Source organism: Larkinella soli (assembly GCF_003703975.1).
Classification (GTDB): Bacteria; Bacteroidota; Bacteroidia; order Cytophagales; family Spirosomataceae; genus Larkinella; species Larkinella soli.
This window is the reverse complement of record NZ_QTJY01000003.1, coordinates 416,756-437,653: the sequence shown is the minus strand read 5'-3', so window position 1 is coordinate 437,653 and position 20,898 is coordinate 416,756. Positions and strand designations below refer to the sequence as shown.

General features: G+C 60.0%; 15 protein-coding genes. 6 read left to right on the top strand and 9 right to left on the bottom strand.

Annotation, left to right across the window (positions count from 1 at the left end):
• Positions 1 to 74: 74 nt before the first annotated feature.
• From DX909_RS11625 to DX909_RS11610, 4 genes are all read right to left on the bottom strand, one after another.
• Complete coding sequence (locus DX909_RS11625; RefSeq protein ID WP_128545339.1) at positions 75 to 1,451, bottom strand: HAMP domain-containing sensor histidine kinase; 1,377 nt, start codon at positions 1,449 to 1,451, stop codon at positions 75 to 77.
• Positions 1,448 to 2,134: a response regulator gene (locus DX909_RS11620; RefSeq protein ID WP_128545338.1), complete on the bottom strand. Its 687-nt coding sequence runs from the start codon at positions 2,132 to 2,134 to the stop codon at positions 1,448 to 1,450. The genes DX909_RS11625 and DX909_RS11620 overlap by 4 nt, the downstream gene beginning before the upstream one ends.
• Before the next feature lie 316 nt (positions 2,135 to 2,450).
• On the bottom strand, positions 2,451 to 3,932 hold the full coding sequence (locus DX909_RS11615) for an arabinose isomerase (protein WP_128545337.1): 1,482 nt from the start codon (positions 3,930 to 3,932) through the stop codon (positions 2,451 to 2,453).
• Positions 3,933 to 3,948: 16 nt separating this feature from the next.
• Positions 3,949 to 4,800 (bottom strand): pirin family protein, encoded by an 852-nt coding sequence (locus DX909_RS11610; protein WP_128545336.1) that lies wholly within the window; start codon positions 4,798 to 4,800, stop codon positions 3,949 to 3,951.
• 193 nt (positions 4,801 to 4,993) lie between these two features.
• Here DX909_RS11610 and DX909_RS11605 point away from each other — a divergent pair, with 193 nt between their 5' ends.
• The gene (locus DX909_RS11605) at positions 4,994 to 6,025 is read left to right on the top strand and encodes an aldo/keto reductase (protein WP_128545335.1); all 1,032 of its coding nucleotides are present in this window, start codon (positions 4,994 to 4,996) and stop codon (positions 6,023 to 6,025) included.
• 890 nt (positions 6,026 to 6,915) lie between these two features.
• Positions 6,916 to 7,839, top strand: coding sequence for an SMP-30/gluconolactonase/LRE family protein (locus DX909_RS11600; protein ID WP_128545334.1), 924 nt, complete (start codon positions 6,916 to 6,918; stop codon positions 7,837 to 7,839).
• Positions 7,840 to 7,924: 85 nt separating this feature from the next.
• Here DX909_RS11600 and DX909_RS11595 read toward each other — a convergent pair whose 3' ends face one another.
• Entirely contained in the window at positions 7,925 to 8,971 is a 1,047-nt protein-coding gene (locus DX909_RS11595; protein ID WP_128545333.1) for a methyltransferase, read from the bottom strand.
• Positions 8,972 to 9,300: 329 nt separating this feature from the next.
• On the opposite strand from DX909_RS11595, the gene DX909_RS11590 reads away from it, so the two are divergent.
• On the top strand, positions 9,301 to 11,274 hold the full coding sequence (locus tag DX909_RS11590; RefSeq protein ID WP_128545332.1) for a PAS domain-containing hybrid sensor histidine kinase/response regulator: 1,974 nt from the start codon (positions 9,301 to 9,303) through the stop codon (positions 11,272 to 11,274).
• Positions 11,275 to 11,283: 9 nt separating this feature from the next.
• Here DX909_RS11590 and DX909_RS11585 read toward each other — a convergent pair whose 3' ends face one another.
• The 3 genes from DX909_RS11585 to DX909_RS11575 are packed head-to-tail and all read right to left on the bottom strand — an operon-like array spanning position 11,284 to position 15,237.
• The gene (locus DX909_RS11585) at positions 11,284 to 11,676 is read right to left on the bottom strand and encodes a group III truncated hemoglobin (protein WP_128545331.1); all 393 of its coding nucleotides are present in this window, start codon (positions 11,674 to 11,676) and stop codon (positions 11,284 to 11,286) included.
• Positions 11,677 to 11,686: 10 nt separating this feature from the next.
• Entirely contained in the window at positions 11,687 to 14,383 is a 2,697-nt protein-coding gene (locus tag DX909_RS11580) for an MGH1-like glycoside hydrolase domain-containing protein (RefSeq protein WP_229311019.1), read from the bottom strand.
• A gap of 35 nt (positions 14,384 to 14,418) precedes the next feature.
• A complete protein-coding gene (locus DX909_RS11575; protein WP_229311018.1) occupies positions 14,419 to 15,237 on the bottom strand; it encodes an SDR family oxidoreductase in 819 nt (272 codons plus the stop codon).
• Positions 15,238 to 15,387: 150 nt separating this feature from the next.
• Between DX909_RS11575 and DX909_RS11570 the strand changes: the two genes are divergently transcribed.
• Entirely contained in the window at positions 15,388 to 16,149 is a 762-nt protein-coding gene (locus tag DX909_RS11570; protein WP_164851265.1) for a DUF1223 domain-containing protein, read from the top strand.
• A gap of 18 nt (positions 16,150 to 16,167) precedes the next feature.
• On the opposite strand, the gene DX909_RS11565 is transcribed toward DX909_RS11570, so the two are convergent.
• Complete coding sequence (locus tag DX909_RS11565; RefSeq protein WP_128545329.1) at positions 16,168 to 18,855, bottom strand: CotH kinase family protein; 2,688 nt, start codon at positions 18,853 to 18,855, stop codon at positions 16,168 to 16,170.
• A 207-nt stretch (positions 18,856 to 19,062) separates the two neighbouring features.
• Between DX909_RS11565 and DX909_RS11560 the strand changes: the two genes are divergently transcribed.
• Together DX909_RS11560 and DX909_RS11555 are read left to right on the top strand one after the other, a co-directional pair.
• Positions 19,063 to 20,040 (top strand): 2-dehydro-3-deoxygalactonokinase, encoded by a 978-nt coding sequence (locus tag DX909_RS11560; protein ID WP_128545328.1) that lies wholly within the window; start codon positions 19,063 to 19,065, stop codon positions 20,038 to 20,040.
• On the top strand, positions 20,037 to 20,675 hold the full coding sequence (locus tag DX909_RS11555) for a bifunctional 4-hydroxy-2-oxoglutarate aldolase/2-dehydro-3-deoxy-phosphogluconate aldolase (protein ID WP_128545327.1): 639 nt from the start codon (positions 20,037 to 20,039) through the stop codon (positions 20,673 to 20,675). Before DX909_RS11560 ends, DX909_RS11555 begins: the two co-directional genes overlap by 4 nt.
• Positions 20,676 to 20,898 lie beyond the last annotated feature (223 nt).

Below are 20,898 nucleotides of genomic sequence, written 5' to 3'. Positions count from 1 at the left end.
CCAGGGTGATTTTTGCCTGACACAAAACAGCCTCCGAATTCTTAGACCGAACTGAGGAAAGGATTAGAATTTACTTAGAGGCCCGGCTTCCGGAACAGCTCCAGTTCAAAAACCGTGGGCTGCCCCTCGGAGGAGGCCACCGAAATACGTCCGTGGTGGAGCCGGATGATGCGCTCGACCAGCATCAGCCCGATGCCGTACCCCGGCAGGCCGGCGGTCTTCTGGCTTCGGAAAAACGGCTCGAAGATGTAGGGCAGGTCCTCGGCCGGAATGGGGGCGCCTTCATTTTCGATCCGGACCTGCACGGATTCCGTCCCCAGGTCCAGCCCGACCCGCACCTGCCGGTCGGACGAAAACTTGCACGCGTTTTCGATCAGGTTCTTCAGCGCGATCCGGAGCAGGAGGGCGTTGCCCGGCACACTCAGCTGCTCGAAGTCGTCGGGCAGGTTCTCGGCGTTGATCCGTACGCTGCACTGCGGAAAGGTGACGCCGACCTCGTCCAGCACATCCCAGACTACCTCATCGACCCGGACGCATTCGCTCAGCAGTTCGCCGGAGTCCGTCTGGCTCACGCGGGAAAGCTGGAGCAGGGAGTGCGTCAGCTTCGACAGATCGTCGACGTCCTCCAGCACCGAGCGGATCGTCTGCTGGTACGACTGCTCGTCGCGCTGCTTCAGCAGGCTCACTTCCAGCTGGGAGCTGATCTGGGTCAGCGGATTTTTGAGTTCGTGGGAGACATTGCTGACGAACATCTGCTGAAGCTGAAACGACTCCTCGACCCGGTCCAGCAGCCGGTTGATGGTGGTCGACAGGCGATTGATTTCGTCGTTTTCCTCACCCACGGGCAGCCGCTCCTGGCGGTTGCGGGGGAAGATGCGGCTGAGCTGCTTCTCGATGCGCTGCATCGGCTCCAGGGCCTCCCCGGCATACAGCCAGCCCGACAGCGCCATCAGCCCGACCACGATGCCGAACAGGCCCCCGCAGACCTGAAGCAGGGTCCGCAGAAACTGGTCACCCTCCGGGTTCCGGGCGCTCGCCAGCAGGAGGTAGGTATCCCGCCCGGAGGTGTACTGCAAGCCCGTCACGTAGAACTGGTTCCACTGAAAATGAAGCAGCTTTTCCTGGCGTATCCGGTTCAGACGCGAAGCCGGAATGCCCAGCACGACGGCGTCGTTGGTCGTAAAAAACGGATAGTCGTTGCGGTCGTAGATGGTAATTTTCTGGTTCGGAAGCTGGTCTTTCCGGAGCTTGTTCAACTGCCGGACCATGTTCGGTTCCAGCTGATACCGGATCAGCATCTCGGCATAGGTATGGGCTTTCCGGTCCAGCCGGCTGTAGAAATCGGAGGTGATAAAATACCGGCAGAAACCGTACAGGCTGATGAAGGTTAGGGCCAGGAAGGCCGAAACCAGTCCGGTAAATCGCAGCGTCAGACGGGTGCGGATGGTCATCGGTTTTCCTCTTCCTTCAGGACGTATCCCATTCCGAACTGGGTATGAATCAGTTTTTTTGGGAAATCCCGGTCGATTTTACGCCGGAGGTAATTGATATACACCTCCACGATATTGGTATTCGAGTCGAAATTCAGGTCCCAGACCTGTTCCGCAATGTCGAGTTTCGACAGGACGCGGCCCTGGTTGCGCATCAGGTATTCGAGCAGGTCGAACTCGCGGGCAGTCAGGTCGATGGGCCGGCCGTCGCGGGTGACGGTCTTGGCGTCCAGGTTCATTTCCAGCCCGGCGAAGCGCAGCATCTGGGCCGTCATGGTCACCTGCGTGCTGCGTTTGGTCAGCGACCGGACCCGGGCCAGCAGTTCCGAAAACTGGAAGGGCTTGGTCAGGTACTGGTCGGCTCCGGCGTCGAAACCGTTGATCTTGTCGTTCGTTTCGCCCAGAGCGGTCAGCATCAGGATCGGCGTGCCGACCCCCTGTTCCCGCAGCTGCTTCACCAGCTCGAACCCGTTGATGCCGGGAATGACCACGTCGGTGATGATGGCGGCATAGTTGTTTTTCAGGGCCAGCCGTTTGGCAATCAGGCCGTCGTAGGCCACATCCACTTCAAACTGGCTTTCTTCCAGCCCCTGACGGATGGCCTGGAGCGTTTTGGGCTCGTCTTCGATGACCAGAATTTTCATAGGCGGTTTTACGATCAATTTGGCTTTGCCGGATAAGAAATACCTTAGAAAAGGCTTAGAATCTACTTAGAATGACAACGGAGGCCGGTAATTTTCGGTCCGTGTCCCAAACGAAATGGAGTTTGTCCCAAATCCGAACGTCCGATGCCTGAATTATTGAGAACATTGCAACGCGGAAACCCGAGTCCGATTCCGGCTTGACACACCATTTAAATCAAATAAGACTGGCATTGCTCGGTAAAGGGTGGAGGGTGCCCATCCTCGAGTGATTTACGGAGTGGTGCAAGGGCGATCATCATGGTCGCCCGTTGCCTTTTCAGCACACCTGAACCACCTCGACGCCCATCAGTTCGCCTAGTTTCCGAATCTTCGAAGCGATATGGCCGATGCCCACGGCGCAGTGGTGGGCCGGCCCGTGGCGGTTCCAGTCCTCCACGAAACGCCGGGCGCCGATCGGAAAACGGTAGCGGCTGTTCGTGTTGCCGATCTCCAGAATCGGACCCGGCACCGACTCGGCTTCGGCCGTCAGCAGCTGAATCGTTCCGCCGGCGGTTTCCACCACCGACAGCAGGGTCACCGGCCCCTGCCGGACCGACATCTCCACCGACAGCCCCCGGCCCACTTTTCCGTGGTAAACGTACAGCGGCCGCACCTTCGTCCGGCCCTCGGCGATGGCGATGTGCCCCGGACCGTCGTGGCCCATCAGGACCACGTCGTCCCGGAAATCCATGGCGTAATACTCGGTGAAGGAGCCGCCGACGCCGAACGTATCCAGGATCTTCATGGCCTGCACGTTCTTGACCTCGTATTCCCCGGCCACCGGAATGCCCCGGGCCGTCAGCAGTGAATTGCCCAGGATGACCGAACTCATCGTGTCTTCGTTCCACGGGTTGCCCGTACCCTTGTAATAATAGGCCAGCGACCCCAGCTTCAGTTCCCCGACCAGCCGGTCCAGCGCCACGGAAGTCCGGGCGGCCCGTTCCAGCTCGGCCGGTTCGCAGTCGGCCTGCACCTCGAACGTCTCGTGGAACAGCGCCACCCGCTCACCGGCTTCCCGGTCCGTCACCTCCCGGCGGAGGGCCGACAGCCGGTCGACCTCCACCATCTCGATGTGGCCGCCGAAGATGGCAGCGTGCAGCGTCAGGTTGGAATAGATGTCGAGCATACCGCCGTAGTAATTGCCCATCAGTCCCAGCCGGTTATGGGCCATGACGTGAGCCACCCGGGCCGCGTCGATCCAATCGTCGATCTCCTTCCGCGCCGGCGGGTCGTCGTGCAGCATGCCGGTGATCTGGTGGAACGGGATGCCCGCGCGTTTGAATACGCTCGCAATCTCCGGAACCGGGCAGGCCGAACAGTAGGCCAGCCACTCGCCGGTCATGCGGGTGCGGTCGCCGAGGGCGTTGAAACGGGCGTAATCGATGGCCGGTTCGGGGCTGAGATTCAGCACGATCACCGGAACTTTCGCCCGCCGGACCACCGGCAGCACCGTCGAGGAGAGGGCATAGGTGGTGACATACAGGAAAATCAGGTCCACGTCGGCCTGCCGGAAGCGGTGGCCGGCCGCCATGGCTTTTTCGGGCGTGTCGATCATCCCCAGATTGACGATTTCCACCCCGGGCCGCTGCATTCGGTTTTCGAGGGTTTGGATATACTCCTCCAGTCGTTCCCGGAGGCCCTCGAACTGCGGCCAGTAGGCATCCAGCCCGATGCCGAAGAGACCGATCCGAAGCGGGAAGCCCGCCGGAGAAAGAGTTGGGAAAGGGAAGGCGTTGGAGGGTTGGGGTGTTGAGGTCATAAGTATAGGAGTGTGCTTAATGCCAGCTACCGAATGTGCCGCGCCGGTAGTCTTCGTAGGCTTCCCGGATTTCCTGCTCGGTGTTCATCACGAACGGCCCCTGCGCCACCACCGGCTCGTCGAGCGGGCGGGCATGGCCGAACAGCAGGATGCTTTCCTGCTTGGAAGCCAGGTCCAGTTCCTCGCCATCGTGATTGAATTCGGCCAGGTGCAGGGCCGGAACCACCCGCCCGTTGGCGTCGATTTCGCCCCGGATCACGTAGAAGAAGATATTATGGTCGGACGGGATGCGGAGGGTCAGTTGCCCGCCCGGCCGGAAGTAAATCGTGTTCAGCTGAATACCGATGTGGGAACTGAAGGCGGCTTTTTGGCCGTCCCAGTCTCCGGCGATCAGGTCGACGGTTACGCGGCCCCCATCGAGTTCCAGCTTCGGAATTTCGGCTTTTTGCAGACCCTGGTAGAACGGCTCGGTCATTTTCAGCCGGGCCGGCAGGTTGAGCCACAACTGAAGTACCTCCAGCGGCCCGCCCTCCCGTTTGAACTGATCGGACGAGACTTCCGCGTGAATAAGTCCGCGCCCGGCCGTCATCCACTGCACGCCCCCGGCCGTGATTACGCTCTCGTGGCCGGAGCTGTCCTTGTGGGAGATGTCGCCTTCCAGAATAAACGTCACTGTCTCCATGCCCCGGTGGGGGTGCGGCCCGAACGGCAGCCCCCGGTTGTCGGGTCGGTAGACCTGGGGGCCGTGGTGGTTGAGAAACAGGAACGGATCGACGTACTCCACCGAGCGGGTCGGGAGCGCCCGGTAGGTGATCAGGTCGGCGATGGGGGAATATTCGGCTTTGTGAAGTTTCTGAACGGATAACATGGGTTTGCCGGGTAGTAAGTGGTGTCGAAAATACAGACTATTCGGTAACTAATCGTAACAATTCCGGGCCGAAGTCGGCTTTTAAAGCTATTAGGAGTTACCGGCCGGACCATATTAGGCAACAAATGATAACTTCGGGCCGAAAGGGGTCGGACCCTCTCAATCAAACCAACCGATTCATTTAAATCAGCTTATGGAATACAGAAAGTTAGGAGCATCGGGCCTGAACGTGCCGGTGTTGAGTTTCGGAACCGGTACCTTCGGGGGCGAAGGACCGTTCTTCAGCGCCTGGGGAAACACGCAGGTGGAAGAAGCCACCCGGCTGGTCCGTCTGTGCCTCGATGCCGGGGTCAGCCTGTTCGATACGGCCAACGTGTACTCGACGGGCCGTTCGGAAGAAATTCTGGGCAAAGCCCTCACGGGGCTGCGGGATCGGGTCATTCTGTCGACCAAAGCGACCTTCCCGATGGGGAGCGGTCCCAACGACCACGGCTCCTCGCGCTACCACCTCATCCGGTCCTGCGAGGACAGCCTCCGGCGGCTCCAGACCGACCACATCGACATCTACCACATGCACGGCTTCGACGCCGGTACGCCCGTGGAAGAAACCCTCCGGACGCTCGACACCCTTATCCAGAGCGGCAAGGTGCGGTACATCGCCTGCTCGAACTTCTCGGGCTGGCACCTGATGAAGTCGCTGTCGGTATCGGAGCGCTACGGCTGGTCGCGGTACATCGCCCACCAGGCGTCGTATTCGCTGCTGAACCGGGAGTATGAGTGGGAACTGATGCCGCTGGCCGTCGACCAGAACGTCGGCACCATCATCTGGGGCGGTCTGGCGGCCGGCCGGCTGAGCGGAAAATACCGCCGGAACCAGCCCGCGCCGGACAACAACCGGATCGCGAAGGGCGGGGGCGAAGGGCCGGAGATCCCGGACGAATACCTCTTCGGCATCGTCGACGTGCTGGACGAGGTGGCCGGGGAAACCGGCAAAACCGTGGCCCAGGTAGCCCTGAACTGGCTGCTTCAGCGCCCGACCGTCTCGACCATCGTCTTCGGTGCCCGGAATGAGGAGCAGCTGAAGCAGAACCTGGATGCCGTCGGCTGGAACCTGACGCCGGAGCAGGTGGCCCGGCTGGAGAAAGCCAGTGAAAAGCCGCCGATCTATCCCTACTGGCACCAGCGCCAGTTCCCCATGCTCCACCGCACCCGGGCCGAATACTAAGCGGTGGTTCGGGGCAGGGAAAGTGCCTGAAGGCACTGCTTTGCCGGGTGCGCCCAGGTAGTCGCTACAACATCCGGTCTCTCCGCGACCGGAATACGAGCATGGTTCCCTCCCATCGGAAAGGTCCGCCCCTGAATGCCGGGCTGACTGTGGATGGCTTTGACGTTACGGTTCGTATGGTATCCCGCCGGTTTCGGTTTTGTCATCCCGACGCCAGGAGGAATCTTGTGGCTCAATGATCGATCTGACCGAGCGCCGAAGCACAGGATCCCTCGTTCCTCGGGATGACAAAGCGCTGCGGGATGATAAAGCAGGTACGGGAACCATCTGCCCTAAGAGGTTATTTGGGGAAGGTCTTGTTGCTCTTCTATCACAGAAGAAATTCTAAATCGGGGCAATTCTGTCAGCTTCTTACTACCCCCAAACCCCCTGAGAGCTTGTTTGGGGAAGGGAAAGGGTCCTTTCCTGGCCGGTTTGCCCTCCCGCTGACCACCCCCCAGCCCCCTCCTGTTTTAGGAGGGGGTGGCTCCGCAGGGTTTGAATCGGGCAGCGCTCTCCCTCTCCTTAGCAAGGAGGGGGCTGGGGGGTGGTCGGGCGTCCCTCGTTCTTCAGGATAAACGCTTCCCCAAACCACCTCTCAGGAACAAACGGCATGGTTTCCGGGGAGGGATACGCCCTATTTGGGTCGAGGAGCGACCGGATGTTGGTAGAAAGGGGAAGGGCAGAAAAAGGCGGCCGAGTGCCTTCAGGCACTTTTCCTGCCTCGAACCACCTGTAGCAAGCCGTGCCGAAATCCGGGCGGTCGGAAATTTTTCGGCGGCCCGGGTTATCGATTGATTCGCCCCGTACCTTTGCCGGTAACCAAATTCCTGAACCAAACCTCATTGACCATGATTCCAAGCAACAAAGCCGGACTGCTCCTGACCGCCCTGCTGGCTCTTTCCGGAACCGTCTCTGCCTCCTCCGGCAAAACCCCGCCGGCCGATTCCGTCAAGGTGACGGCCCCCGGCGCGACACCCCGGCAGATTTCCAGCCAGTTCAAGTTTACGGAAGGTCCGGCCGTCGATAAAAAAGGGAATGTTTTCTTCACCGATCAGCCCAACGATAAAATCTGGAAGTACGATACCGACGGCAACCTGAGCCTGTTCATGGACAAAACCGGCCGCTCCAACGGGCTGTATTTCGATAAGAAAGGTAATATCATCTCCTGCGCCGACGAAAAGGACGAACTCTGGTCGATCAGCCCCAAAAAGAAGGTGACGGTATTGCTCTCCGGTTTCGAAGGGCACCGGCTCAACGGTCCCAACGACCTCTGGATCGACCCCAAAGGCGGTATTTACTTCACCGATCCCTATTACCAGCGTGACTACTGGGACCGGAAGAAGCCGGACATCGAAGGGCAGAAGGTCTATTATTTCGGCAAAGGAAAAAAGGAAGCGGTGGTGGTCGACGGAGACCTGATGCAGCCGAACGGCATCGTTGGAACGCCCGACGGCAAGAACCTCTACGTGGCCGACATCCGGGCCAATAAAACCTACAAATACGACATTCAGCCGGACGGCTCCCTAACCAACCGGCGGCTTTTCGTCGAACAGGGCAGCGACGGCATGACTCTCGACAACCAGGGCAACCTCTACCTCTCCGGGCGGGGCGTTACGGTCTACAGCCCTGGAGGTCAGAAGCTTCAGGTCATTCCGGTGCCGTCGCGCTGGGTGGGCAACATCTGCTTCGGCGGCAAGGACCGCGACCAGCTGTTCATTACCGCATCCGAATCGGTCTATACCCTCCAGATGCAGGTCAAAGGCGTCGAATAACCGGCGCTTTTCACCAAAAGAAAAGGCATAGCTCAACCGGCTATGCCTTTTTCGTCTCTACCTGAGTTTACCTAAAAGCAACTATTTATTTGAAAGCAATGACGGCACTGGCCGGTCCGGTCAGCGGGACTTTCGCGGTGGTGCGGAAGCCGGCTTCGGTGGCCCAGTTGTGGAAATCTTCGTGGCTGTAATCGAATCCGCCTTCGGTTTCGATCAGCATATTCAGCGACATCATCAGGCCGAAGGCATTGGCCCGGCGCTCGTCGTCGATGATATTTTCAATGACGATCAGGGCGCCGTCCGGCGACAGGGCCCGGTAGGCTTTGTCGATCAGCATCCGCTTCTGGGGGAGGTCCCAGTCGTGCAGGATGTTGCCCATCGTGATCAGGTCCGCGGTCGGAAAATCCTGGTCCATGAAGTTCAGCCGGCCGGTGCGGACGCGGTCGGTCAGACCGTGTTTTTCGATGGTCTGCCGGGCGATCGGCTCCACTTCGGGCAGGTCCAGCGACTGGCAGCGCAGGTGCGGATGCTTGCCGGCCAGGGTGATGGAGAGCATGCCGTTGGCTCCGCCGATATCGCAAAGCGTGCGGTAGGGGCTGAAATCAAACACCTCCGAAAGCGCCCGGAAGTTGGCGAGCTGTAAACCGGCCATGGCCTCCAGAAACTGCTGAAGCCGGGCCGGATCGGCATAGAGGGCTTCAAAAAACGGCCTTCCCGACGATTTGACTTCGTTCTGCGGCCGGCCGGTGTGCAGGGCTTCTTCGAGCGTGCCCCAGAACGGATACAGACGGTCGTTAGCCATTTCCAGAATCCCGCCGATGTAATCCGGTGAGTTTTTGCGCAGAAACGCATACGTTTCCCGGGTGTTGGCATACCGGGCCGACCGGTCGTTTCCTTCCCGGCGCAGGAACCCGAGGGACACCAGCGCATCGAGAAAATCCAGGGCACTCCGCCGGTGCAGCGCCAGCCGCGTGATCACTTCCTCCGCCGGCAGCGAGTGGCCGTCCAGTTCGGTGAAGAGGTTCAGTTTAATGGCGGCCAGCAGGGTTTTGGTGGCAAAGAAACCCATGCCGGTTTCCAGAATCCGGGCGGGAGAGACGTCGGTCGTGGGGGTTAAGGCAACTGATTCCATACTGCGTATCGGATGATGGTTAAAAAAGAGGTGTGGATCGATCAGGAAAGGCTTCCCGTTTCTGACGATACAAAGGTGGCGGGTTTTGGTCGGTCGCCCAGCAGCCAAACCCATCAGGCTGCATTTAAGGCGGTTGAACCCAAAAAAGAGGGGGCTGAAGCGTCCGGTGGTTCGATGAGGAGAGGCCATATGAAAAAAGGATCGGCCGTTTAGAAAATAGCTGCGACAAATACTACTCCAGCGGGGGATAATCAGACGAAATCAGCACGATTCTTGCAGCTTGACGGGAAGCAGGTCGTCTGGTCGGAGACCCAACGACAATTCTAGGGATGCAGGAGGAAATTTACAGAATCATACTGGAGGATGCGCTTTCCGGCTACTGGGATTGGCACATTCCGTCGAACGTCGAATATCTGAGTCCGGCTTTCAAAGCCATGCTCGGGTATGAGGATCATGAGATGGAAAACCGTCCAGAATCCTGGCAGAACCTAATGATTGAAGATGATCTGCCTCTGTTGTCTCAGAATTTCCGGCGGCATGTGGAAACCCGCGGACAGGCCCGGTTCGAGCAGGAGGTCCGGTTCCGGCACCGGTACGGTCATACGATTTACGTCATCTGTTCGGGTCGGGTGATCGAGTGGGATGAGCAGTTCAATCCGGTCCGGATGGTGGGATGCCATATCGACATTACCCGACAGAAGGAAGCCGAAATCAATCTGAAGAAGATGGAGCGCCTGCTCCAGCGAACCAACCAGATGGCCTGGGTCGGCGGCTGGGAGGTGGACCTGCCGACCCGCCGGCTGTTCTGGACCCCGGTTACCCGGGAAATCCATGAAGTGGATGAGGATTATGTACCTGATTTCGAGTCGGCCGTCAATTTCTTCAAAGAGGGCGAAAACCGGGCGCGGCTGATCAGCGCGTTTGAAGCGGCCGTCAACCACGGTGTTCCATACGACCTTGAACTCCAGATCATTACGGCCAAAGGCCGGGAAAGGTGGACCCGCGCCATGGGCAATGCCGACTTCGTGAACGGGGTCTGCGTCCGGGTATACGGGGCCTTTCAGGATATCACCGAGCATAAGAATCGGGAGGAAATGCTTCGGCAGCAGCAGGAAAGCCTGATCGGCGCCAAGGAGCAGGCCGAGAAGGCCACCCGCGCCAAATCGCAGTTCCTGTCCACCATGAGCCACGAAATCCGGACACCGCTGAACGCCGTGGTCGGGTTTACCAATATCCTGCTTCAGAACCCCCGCGAAGATCAGCACGAGTACCTCAGACTCCTGAAGTTCTCTTCGGAAAACCTGCTGGGGCTGGTCAACGACATTCTGGATTTCAACAAGATCGAGGCCGGCAAGCTGGTGCTGGAAGAGGTCGATTTCAACCTGAGTGAATTGCTGGGCAATATTCGCCAGGCGATGCTTCCCAAAGCGCTGGAGAAAGGAATTGGGCTCAACCTGATAATCGACGGCCAAATGCCCCGGATCGTGAAAGGCGACCCCATCCGCATCGGCCAGATCATTACCAATCTCGTCAGCAACGCCATCAAGTTTACCTCGGTGGGCCAGGTGGTGCTGTCGGCGAAAGTACTGAAAAAGACCGGCGAGGAGATAAGGCTGCATTTCCGGGTGACCGATACCGGCATCGGCATTCCGGCCGACAAACTGGGTCATATCTTTGAAAGTTTCGGTCAGGCCAACGCCGACACGACCCGCCAGTATGGCGGCACGGGCCTGGGCCTGACCATCACCCGGCGACTCCTGAACATGCAGGGAACCGACATCCGGGTGGAAAGCACACCCGGCAAAGGCTCGGCCTTTTTCTTCGACCTGCGGCTCAAACCCGGCACCGGCAAGGAGGTGCGGCCGAAAACCGTCAGCCTTCAGCCGCCCGGCCGTTCCCTCCAGGGCGTCCGCGTGCTGATGGCCGAGGATAACCAGGTCAACGTCACCCTGGCGAAATACTTCTTCAAACGCTGGGGGATGGAGTGCGACGTGGTTGAAAACGGGTTGCTGGCCGTTCAGAAGGTGCAGGAAAAGCCGTATGATCTCGTGCTGATGGATCTCCAGATGCCGCAGATGGACGGCTATCAGGCCACCATCGTCATCCGCCGGCTGGAGGAAGACCGGTTCCGGCAGCTGCCCATCATCGCCCTGACGGCCTCGGCCGAACTGGACATCAAGGACAAGGCCATGATGGTCGGCATGAATGATTTCGTCAGCAAACCGTTTAATCCGGAGGAACTGTTCGGCACCATCGAAAAATTCACCCGACGGGACGTGGCCCTCGAAGCCGGGGCCGCCTGACCCACCCCCTTAGCCTGCCGGCGACGCTTTGGATACGTGATAAATCTTCGTTTCCAGCACCACGGCGATGCTTCTGGCCCGCATTTTGGCATTTTCGGCCACCGGCCCCTCGAACAGCTCGTCGACGGTCCGGCAGAAATGATCCAGCCAGACTTCGAAATGATGGGCCTGAAGCGGGTGCAGCCGGTTCAGTTCAATATGCTTCCGGACGACGTTTCCCTGATAGCGGTTCTGCCCCAGGAGCACCCCTTCCCAGAAATCGACCAGCACCGGAAAATGCGTTTCTGGATCGATCGGGGCCACTTCCGTAAAAATGAAGCCGATCTGCTCATCCGCGAACAGCTTCTCATAAAACGCCACGATCAGTTGCTCCAGATCGGCCCGGCCGGTTATATCTTTCATTATTAATTAGCTATAGATCCTTCGGCACCGTCCGGGTTATTTGCCGAACCCCGTCGAGCCGGGTTTCCGGGACCGCCTGCGTGGCGGCATTGCGGGGTTGCAGCAGTTTGGCGATCAACCCCGTCCAGCCGGTCTGATGGCCGGCCCCGATGCCCCGGCCGTTGTCGCCGTGGAAGTACTCATAGAACAAAATATAGTCCCGAAAATGCGGATCGGTCTGTAATTTTTCATTTTCTCCGAAAACCGCCCTTCGGCCGTCTGCATCCCGCAGAAACAGGCCCGCAAGCCGGGCGGTCAGGGCCTGGGCGATCTCGCTGAGGGTGGCAAACTGGCCGGACCCCGTCGGGTATTCGACCCGAAAGTCGTCGCCATAATAGTGGTGGAACCGCTGGAGGGACTCGATCAGGAGGTAGTTGACCGGAAACCAGATCGGCCCGCGCCAGTTGGAATTGCCCCCGAACAGCGCCGAATCCGACTCGGCCGGCTGGTAGGCTACCGTAAACGTCGCACCGTCGGCACGGAACACATACGGGTGGTCCCGATGGTAGCGGGAGAGCGCCCGCACTCCGTAATCCGATAGAAATTCGGCTTCGTCGAGCATCCGGCGCAGCAGGCACTTCATCCGGTGACCACGCAGCAGCGAGAGCAGATGCCGCGCGCCCTTTCCCGGTTCCTGCCAGCGCGACACGAGGTTCGAGAGGTCCGGGCGGTTTTCCAGAAACCAGTTGAGCCGTTCCAGAAACTCCGGCTGGTTCGCCAGCAGGTCCTCGTCCAGCACCTCCACCGCAAACAGGGGAATCAGCCCCACCATCGACCGGACTTTCAGCCGGATGCGGTGGTGATCCGGGCTGTGCAGCACGTCGTAGAAAAACTCGTCCTCCTCATCCCAGAGGTTGATGCCCTGGTTGCCCACGTTGGCCATCGCCCCGGCGATGTACAGAAAATGCTCGAAGAACTTGGTCGCCATGCTCTGGTAGGCCGGGTTATACTGCCCCAGTTCCAGCGCGATCCGCATCAGGTTCAGCGAATACATCGCCATCCAGCTCGTGCCGTCGGCCTGCTCGATGTAGCCGCCCGTCGGCAGCGGGGCGCTCCGGTCGAAGACGCCGATGTTGTCCAGCCCCAGAAAACCACCCTCGAAGATGTTCAGTCCCTCGGTATCCTTCCGGTTGACCCACCACGTAAAGTTGAGCAGGAGTTTGTGGTAGACCTCCTCCAGAAACCGGAGGTCGCCCCGGCCGTTGTGTTTCCGGTCGATTTTATACACCCGCCAGGCGGCCCAGGCATGGACCGGCGGGTTTACGTCCCCGAACTCCCATTCGTAGGCCGGAAGCTGCCCGTTCGGGTGCATATACCATTCCTTGGTCAGCAGGAGCAGCTGGTTTTTGGCAAATTTGGCGTCGAGCAGCGCCAGCGGCAGGCAGTGGAAGGCCAGGTCCCAGGCCGCATACCACGGATACTCCCACTTGTCGGGCATCGAGAGGATGTCGGCGTTGTTCAGGTGCCGCCAGCGGCTGTTGCGGCCGGTCTTTCGCCCGGGTGGGGGTGTCGGCTGGGCCGGGTCGCCGTCCAGCCACTGCGGAATGTCGTAATAATAAAACTGCTTGCTCCAGAGCATTCCCGCAAAGGCCTGACGCTGAACCAGCCGGGCATCTTCCGTCAGGGTGTCGGACTGGAGGGTGGCATAGAATGCGTCGGCTTCCCGGATGCGGAGGTCGAAGCAGGCGTCGAAGTCGTCGAACGGGCGGGCCAGGCCCGGAGCCGCCAGCCGGAGCCGGACCGATACCGCCTGACCCGCGGGAACTTGAAACCGGTAGTGGGCCGCGGCTTTGGTACCCGAACGGTCGGGATTGACGGCCTCCGGGCGGCCATCCACCACAAAGTCGTTGATGCCGTCCTTCGGAAACCGGCTCGCCGAAGCCGCGCCGAACAGCCGCTCGCGGTTCGTTTCGTTGTCGCAGAAAAGCAGGTCCGGCGCATTTTCGGTATAGAACGTCAGGTCGCCGAGGTCCCGGTGCCGGACCAGAATCGTGCCTCCTTCACTGGCCGTAAGGCGGGGCTGGTCGTCGTCGTAGCCCCAGGCCCAGGTGTTGCGGAACCAGAGCGTCGGCAGCAGGTGCAGTTCCGCTTCTTCGGTTCCCCGGTTATGGGCCGTGATTCGGATGAGAAGGTCGTCGGGGCCGGCTTTGGCGTACTCCGGAAATACGTCGAAATAACGGTTTTCGTCGAAGATACCGGTGTCGAGCAGTTCGAATTCCGGGTCTTTCCGGGTACGGTTCCGGTTTTCGTCCACCAGCCGCTGATACGGGAATTCCTGCTGCGGATACTTGTACAGCATCTTCATGTACGAGTGCGTCGGGGTGCCGTCGAGGTAATAATATAGTTCCTTGACGTCCTCGCCGTGGTTGCCCTCCGGCCCCGACAACCCGAACAGGCGTTCCTTCAGGATGGGGTCGCGGCCGTTCCAGAGGGCGAGGGCGAAGCAAAGCCGCTGCCGGTCGTCGGAAAAGCCGCCGATGCCTTCCTCGCCCCAGCGGTAGGCCCGGCTGCGGGCGGCATCGTGGGGGATGTAGGCCCAGGCGTTTCCGGTCGGGCTGTAGTCTTCGCGGACGGTTCCCCACTGCCGCTCGGAAAGATACGGCCCGAACCGGCGCCAGTCGGCCCGGCCTTCGTTGGCTTCCGTCAGGCGGGTATGTTCGGGAGTCATCGGTGGAAGGTTAGGTTAGTACCTCGGTATCGGATTTACCCGTTGGCGGTAAAACCGGGGAAAAGCGTCATGCCGCCGTCGACGAACAGGGTGATGCCGTGAACGTAGTCCGATTCGTCGGAGGCCAGCCAGGCGGCCGCTTCACCAATGTCGGCCGGTTCTCCGATGCGGTTGTAAGGGATGAGGGTCAGGAGCTTGGCCGCGGCTTCGGGGGTTTCCCAGGCCTCGTGGTTGATGGGCGTCTTGATGGCCCCCGGGCCGATGCTGTTCACCCGGATTTTGTGGGGGGCCAGTTCCTGGGCGATGGTTTTCATGAGCAGCATCACTCCGCCCTTGGAGGTCGCATAATTGGCGTGGCCGGCCCAGGGAATCAGTTCATGCACCGAACTCATGCAGATGATCTTACCGGCGGCTTTCGAAATTTCGGGCTGTACCCCGCGCCGGATGAATTCCCGGGCGGCTTCGCGGGCGCAGAGAAACTGCCCCGTCAGGTTGACGTCCAGCACATACTGCCACTGCTCCAGCGTCATGTCGACGAAGGCGGCATCTTTCTGCAACCCGGCGTTGTTTACCAGAATATGCAGCGTGCCGAACTGTTCCAGGATCTGCCGGTACATCTCCAGCACCTGGTCCTCCTTGCTGACGTCGGCGCGGATGGCGACGGCTTTGCCGCCCATGTCGGTGATTTCTTTTACGACCTTTTCGGCCCCGGAAGCGCTGCTGGCATAATTGACGACCACCGTGGCCCCGTCGGCGGCCAGGGCTTTGGCGACCCCGGACCCAATGCCGGAGCTGGCGCCCGTTACCAGCGCAATCTGGTTTTGAAGGCGTTGTTTTTCAAGAACTTTCATCATACGAAAATAAGTCGGACTGATTCTGCGGGAAAGATAGCCAGGGAAATGGTTATTGGAAAAGAGAAGCGGCCGCCCGGAGCCGTACTGGAACCGGCCGGTATTCGTTAGTACCCGAAAGGACCTCAGAATGTTTGGTAAAACCCGATGCCTATGAAAAAAGGTCTGCTGATTGCCGGTATCGCGGTCATTGCGGTCGGCGCCGTCCTGGCCCTGACCCGTACGGGACCGGCCCTGCCCCCGAAGGGGTTCGAGCCGGTGGCCGTTGTCGAATTGTTCACCTCCGAAGGCTGTTCGAGCTGCCCGCCGGCCGACCGCCTGCTGACCGAAACCCTCCGGAAACCGGCCGCCGGGGAGGGGAGGGTCTACGGCCTTTCGTTTCACGTCGATTACTGGGACCGGCTCGGCTGGAAAGACCCTTACAGCAGCCGCGACTACTCGAACCGTCAGCGGCAGTATGCCCGGCAGCTCGGTGCGCGGGGCCTCTATACCCCGCAGGTGGTGGTGAACGGGGCCTATGAACTGGTCGGTTCGAACCGGAAGGCCCTGGACCAGCGGCTTTCCGAGGTGCTGACAAAGCCGGCCGTCGTGAAGATTACCCTCCGGAAGCCGACGGTTTCGGGTCGCACGCTGGCCGTTGCGTATACTTTGGAGGGTGACTTCCGGGGCGGCATCCTGCAGGCGGCTCTGGTGAGTAAAACCGCCGAAAGCACCGTGACGCGGGGGGAGAATGCAGGCCGGCGGCTCAGCCACGGCAATGTGGTCCGGGGGCTGCAAAGCCTTCCCGATCCGGCTCCGAACGGCACCCTCCGGTTCGAACTGCCCGAAGGTTTCGACCCCTCCACCGGCGCCGTCATTCTGTTCGCCCAGCACCCCGACCTCCGCGTAACCGGGGCGGCCGGGGTGGACTTATAGGCGGCTTTCGGGGGCGGCTTATCGGGCGACGACGATGGGCCGGCTTCGTACCGTATCGCCCTGCTGAAGCAGAACCCGGTAGCTTCCGGAGGCTACCGAAAGGTTCACGCGGGTTTTCTGTCGACCCAGCCCCGGCAGCGGCTTTTCCAGCTGAACGCGACCGGCCGCGTCGACTACCCGCAGCACCGAGCGGACGCCTTCCCGGCCTACATACGACAGTTCGAACGACCCCGCGGTCGGGTTGGGCCACACCAGCCAGTGGTCGGAATCCGGGTCAGTGTCCCCGGCGCTCAGGCGCCCGGCCGGGGCGCAGGTGATCGATTTGGGGGAGCCTTTCAGGATGAAGGAACTTCCCGTCACCCGCACGCTGATGGCGTGCGGATTGCCGTCTTTCAGGGCCGGGGGCGTCAGAAAAACGTAGCCGTGCATCCCGTTGCCTTTCCCTTTATCCTTCAGGTCCTGCCGGAAGTTGGAGGCCGTCGCCGTTCCGACCACGGTATTCCCGTCCAGAATTTCGATGGGCAGGCTCAGATTGGGTTTGTTACGGTCCCAGATCCAGCCCCGGAAACTGTTGCAGTCGGCCCCGTCGAGGTAGCCCTCGAAATTGCCGGTAACGGGGCCGGGCGGGGGCGTCTCTCCATTTCCGACCGTCAGCGACAGAACCACACTGCCCGAGGCTTTCCCGTCGCCGGCGGCATAAGTGAGGCTGTAGGTACCGGTCTGGGTGGGCGTGCCGCTCAGCACCCGGCTTCCGGGGTCGAAGTCAAGACCGGAGGGCAGCGTTCCGGCCAGGCTGTAGGTCAGCGGGTCGTTGTCCGGGTCGGTGAAGGGCGGAAGCGTGGCCTGGAACGGCTGGTTGATCGTGGCGGAAAGGGGCGTTGCGGCCGGAGGAACCGGGGCTCGGTTCCCGGGGGGAACGCTGCCGGCGCAGGTCAGGCTTTTGGCGGAATTCCTTACCACATAGTTGGTGCCCAGAATGCGGAGACTCAGATTGTGCGGCTGATTGTCTTTCAGATTTTCAGGGAAGGGGAAGCTGAAGCCGTGGACCCCGTTGCCTTTCCCGGCCGACTGGAGATCCTGCCGCAGAATGTCGGCCATGTAGGCGTCGACGACCGTGTTGCCGTCCAGCACTTCCACCGCGACGCTGAAGTTGGGCTGATTCTTATCCCAGACCCAGCCCCAGAGCGTGTTGCAGTTACCGCCGTCCATATATCCCTCGAAATTGCCGGAAACCAGGGGGTTGCCTTCATCCGGAAAAGCCGAGAAATACTGGTCGAGGTAGGTGACGCGGTTGGTCATCCAGGTTTTCATGTACCCGAAATCGTTGGGCGTTATGGACCCGGACCATTTCAGGGCCTCACGCAGGTAAGCGCCTTCAGCCGTCAGCAGGTTGTAATTGGCGGACATATCCGCCAGCAGGCTTTCGGTGGAAAAGACGGTCTGGCGGAGCGCAAACCACCGCTTTTTCATGCGGATTTTATAGTTTTCCGGATCGATCGCCAGCAGGCGGTCCAGCAGCCCGTTGGTGATGATATCCCGGTAAACATTCTTTTTACCCTGGGGCCAGTACCCCAGGGTTCCGTCCAGATCCCAGGGGATAAAAATGTACGGTTCGCCCTCTTTATACCGGGCGAGATACTGATTGTTTCCGGTGTTATCCGTCGCCCGGATGACGTTTAAGAACAGGAAATAATCGATCAGGTTATCCAGTTGTAATTTTCCGGAGACGTTGGCTTTAAAGTCCAGCACTTTCGAGTTGACCAGATAGTTTATCAGGTCGCTCAGGTTGCGCCAGTAATAGGGGTCTTTCGGCAGTTTAATTTCGTAACCGGCCCAGACTTCACCGGCATTCGGGTTATAGGTCGGAGTGGGTTTGGTAAAGGTGGTTCCCGGCACGATGGCGCCGGCCTTATACAGTTCTCCCCGTACCTCTCCGTTGTCACCGGTCTTCTTTAGTTTCAGTTGTTTACGATCCACCTGCTCGGTGAAGGCATAGACGCCCATGTAACTATTGTTGACAAACACGTCGACGTAGCGGGTCCGGATACCGGGGATGGCTTCGGGTTCCTTGCTCTGGTAATACAGCGTATGGGTTTTGAGCCACAGGGCATGGGAAGTGGCGTTGTTGATTCGCAGGGGCTCGTTATACATCGCCAGCAGCAGCCATTCGCTGTCTTCGCGAAAACCCAGCAGGGCCGCATCCCGCGCTTCCTCCCCGGCTTCGTCTTCCGACAGTTCGATCTTGTACGACTTTTTAGGAAAGGACCGGGAGATGTTGCCCCGGATGCGGACGCCCATCGGTGAGGTGAAGGGTGCCCCGGCCGGGTCGCCGATGGAAACCGAGCCGCGCGTCAGCACGTTTTCATCTTCGCTCACCGGCGTATTACCGTTAGTTTTGATGTGAATGAGCGGAAACGAAGTGAAATAAAGCTTGAATTGCGCTCCGTTATTGCTGACGGTATACAGCTTTCCTGTCTCCAGGGCCGTCACCTGGGTCGTAAATGTATAATCCTTATCGAAGGTGATAATAACGTTTTTCCCGCCCGTTGTCAGCGTTGGAATGCGGTTGCAGACGATCACTTTCAGACCGGCGTCAATCTCGAAAGTACCCGGTTCGGCTACCACGGTTTCGGCCAGAGTCCGATACCCGGTCAGCAGTAAAATAAGACTAAGGACAAGGGTTTGTAGAGAGTTGAACTTCTTCATGAAAAGAGGGTTTTAGACAGAATTGTGATTGGGGATGGTAATGTATTTATAATTTTTCATATCCATACATATAGAGTACAACTTTTCAATGGTTTTGTCATAACGCGGGCTTATTTACCGAAACCTGATTTTTGTAATTCACCTTCTGCCGAAGCTACCTTTGCCGCATCGATTCTGACGGCTTTACTTGCCTGAAAACTTCTCTTTATGAAAGATACGCTCTTGTGCTGCGACTGGGGAACCTCCTCGTTCCGGCTGCGCCGGGTAGAAACTGCCACCCGAAAGGTGCTGCACGAAGTACGCTCCGGTCAGGGCATTGCCGCCACATTTCAAACCTGGAAAGCCGGCTCCGAAGACCGCCGGACGGTTTTCGGCCGGGTACTTGCCCATGAGATCCGGCGACTGGGTGAAGAAACCGGGCAGTCGGCCGAAGGGGTTCCGGTCGTGTTGTCGGGGATGGCCTCGGCCTCCATCGGCCTGGTCGAGTTGCCCTATGCCGGACTGCCCTTCGCCGTGGACGGCAGCGGGGCCGAAATCCGTAGGCTGGAACCGACGGCGGAACTGCCCCATGAGGTGCTGGTGATCTCGGGCGTCTCCGGCGGGCAGGACGTGATGCGGGGTGAGGAAACCCAACTGATCGGCCTCTATGCCCTTCAGCCCGAGGGCATCGACCCGGCCGCCGACGCCCTGCTGATCCTGCCCGGTACGCACTCCAAGCACATTCGGATCTCGGACGGCCGGATGACCGGTTTTCAGACCTTCATGACGGGAGAGGTCTTCGCCCTGCTCGTGCAGCACAGTATCCTCGGCGACTCGGTATCCCGGCCGGAGTCGCCCGATTGGGTCTGGTTCCGCAGGGGCGTACGGGAAGGAGCGTCCGCCAGCCTGCTGAACGCCCTGTTTTCGGTGCGGGTGAACCAGTTGATGAAGCGGGCCGACAAAGGGCCGAACTACGAGTACCTCAGCGGACTGCTCATCGGCTCCGAGTTACAGGGTCTGGCCCATCATCCGCAGCCGCTGGTTCTGTGCAGCGGCAGTACGGTCTTTCCTTATTACCGCGAGGCCGCCGAAGAACTTGGATTTCCGGCCCACTGCGTTCCGGCGGAGGTAATGGAGCAGGCGGCCGTGGCCGGGCAGGTGGCCGTATTTGAAAAATGGACCCCGGCCGTTTCATTCGAATCATGAACATACCAAAATTTTCCTGGGCGCGGTTCGAAGCGGTTCCCCTCGTCGGGATTCTTCGCAGCCTGCCGCCCGGGCTGGTCCGGCAGCTCGTGCCGGTTTATCTGGAGTCGGGCCTGACGACGCTCGAAATCACCATGAACACCCCGGGTGCTGGGGAGATGATCGGCGACACCCTGAAGCGGTTCGGCGATTCGCTGAACGTCGGGGCCGGAACGGTCTGTACCCTGTCCGACCTGGAAGTTGCCCTGGCGGCCGGGGCGCAGTTCATCGTGACGCCGGTCCTGCACCCGCCGGTGATCGAAGCCTGCCGGGAACGCGGCATTCCGGTGTTTCCCGGTGCGTTCACCCCCACCGAAATCTACCAGGCCTGGGGTCTGGGGGCGTCGATGGTCAAAGTTTTTCCGGCCGCCACCCTGGGCCCGGACTACCTCCGCCAGGTGAAAGCCCCCCTCGACCAGGTCCGGCTGCTGCCGACGGGCGGCATTACCCTCGACAACCTCGGCGCCTTTCGGAAGGCCGGAGCCGCCGGGGTCGGCGTCGGCAGCCCGCTGTTCCGGAACGACCTCATCCGGGCCGGCGACTGGGCGGGCCTGCGGGCGCATTTCGAAAGCTTTGTTAAAGCGCTGGCTTTGTAGCTTCCCTAATAATCTGACGGCCAGGGATTGCGAGTTGCAGTAATTATGCACGGAAGTGCCTGAAGGCACTGCGGCACGGGCATGGGCCCGGCAGCGGCTACAATCATCAGATCGCTCCGCGACCCTATTGGGGCATCGTCCTCCCAAGCCGCCGGGCCTGTCCGACCTCTGCACTACTGCCCCCGAAGGCCGGCCTTTGGGGGCCGGCTTTCCGGTGGTTTTC

Coding starts and splice junctions, on each gene's coding strand:
- DX909_RS11625 (WP_128545339.1), bottom strand. CDS start 1,451: ATGACCATCCGCACCCGTCTGACGCTGCGATTTACCGGACTGGTTTCG.
- DX909_RS11620 (WP_128545338.1), bottom strand. CDS start 2,134: ATGAAAATTCTGGTCATCGAAGACGAGCCCAAAACGCTCCAGGCCATC.
- DX909_RS11615 (WP_128545337.1), bottom strand. CDS start 3,932: ATGACCTCAACACCCCAACCCTCCAACGCCTTCCCTTTCCCAACTCTT.
- DX909_RS11610 (WP_128545336.1), bottom strand. CDS start 4,800: ATGTTATCCGTTCAGAAACTTCACAAAGCCGAATATTCCCCCATCGCC.
- DX909_RS11605 (WP_128545335.1), top strand. CDS start 4,994: ATGGAATACAGAAAGTTAGGAGCATCGGGCCTGAACGTGCCGGTGTTG.
- DX909_RS11600 (WP_128545334.1), top strand. CDS start 6,916: ATGATTCCAAGCAACAAAGCCGGACTGCTCCTGACCGCCCTGCTGGCT.
- DX909_RS11595 (WP_128545333.1), bottom strand. CDS start 8,971: ATGGAATCAGTTGCCTTAACCCCCACGACCGACGTCTCTCCCGCCCGG.
- DX909_RS11590 (WP_128545332.1), top strand. CDS start 9,301: ATGCAGGAGGAAATTTACAGAATCATACTGGAGGATGCGCTTTCCGGC.
- DX909_RS11585 (WP_128545331.1), bottom strand. CDS start 11,676: ATGAAAGATATAACCGGCCGGGCCGATCTGGAGCAACTGATCGTGGCG.
- DX909_RS11580 (WP_229311019.1), bottom strand. CDS start 14,383: ATGACTCCCGAACATACCCGCCTGACGGAAGCCAACGAAGGCCGGGCC.
- DX909_RS11575 (WP_229311018.1), bottom strand. CDS start 15,237: ATGATGAAAGTTCTTGAAAAACAACGCCTTCAAAACCAGATTGCGCTG.
- DX909_RS11570 (WP_164851265.1), top strand. CDS start 15,388: ATGAAAAAAGGTCTGCTGATTGCCGGTATCGCGGTCATTGCGGTCGGC.
- DX909_RS11565 (WP_128545329.1), bottom strand. CDS start 18,855: ATGAAGAAGTTCAACTCTCTACAAACCCTTGTCCTTAGTCTTATTTTA.
- DX909_RS11560 (WP_128545328.1), top strand. CDS start 19,063: ATGAAAGATACGCTCTTGTGCTGCGACTGGGGAACCTCCTCGTTCCGG.
- DX909_RS11555 (WP_128545327.1), top strand. CDS start 20,037: ATGAACATACCAAAATTTTCCTGGGCGCGGTTCGAAGCGGTTCCCCTC.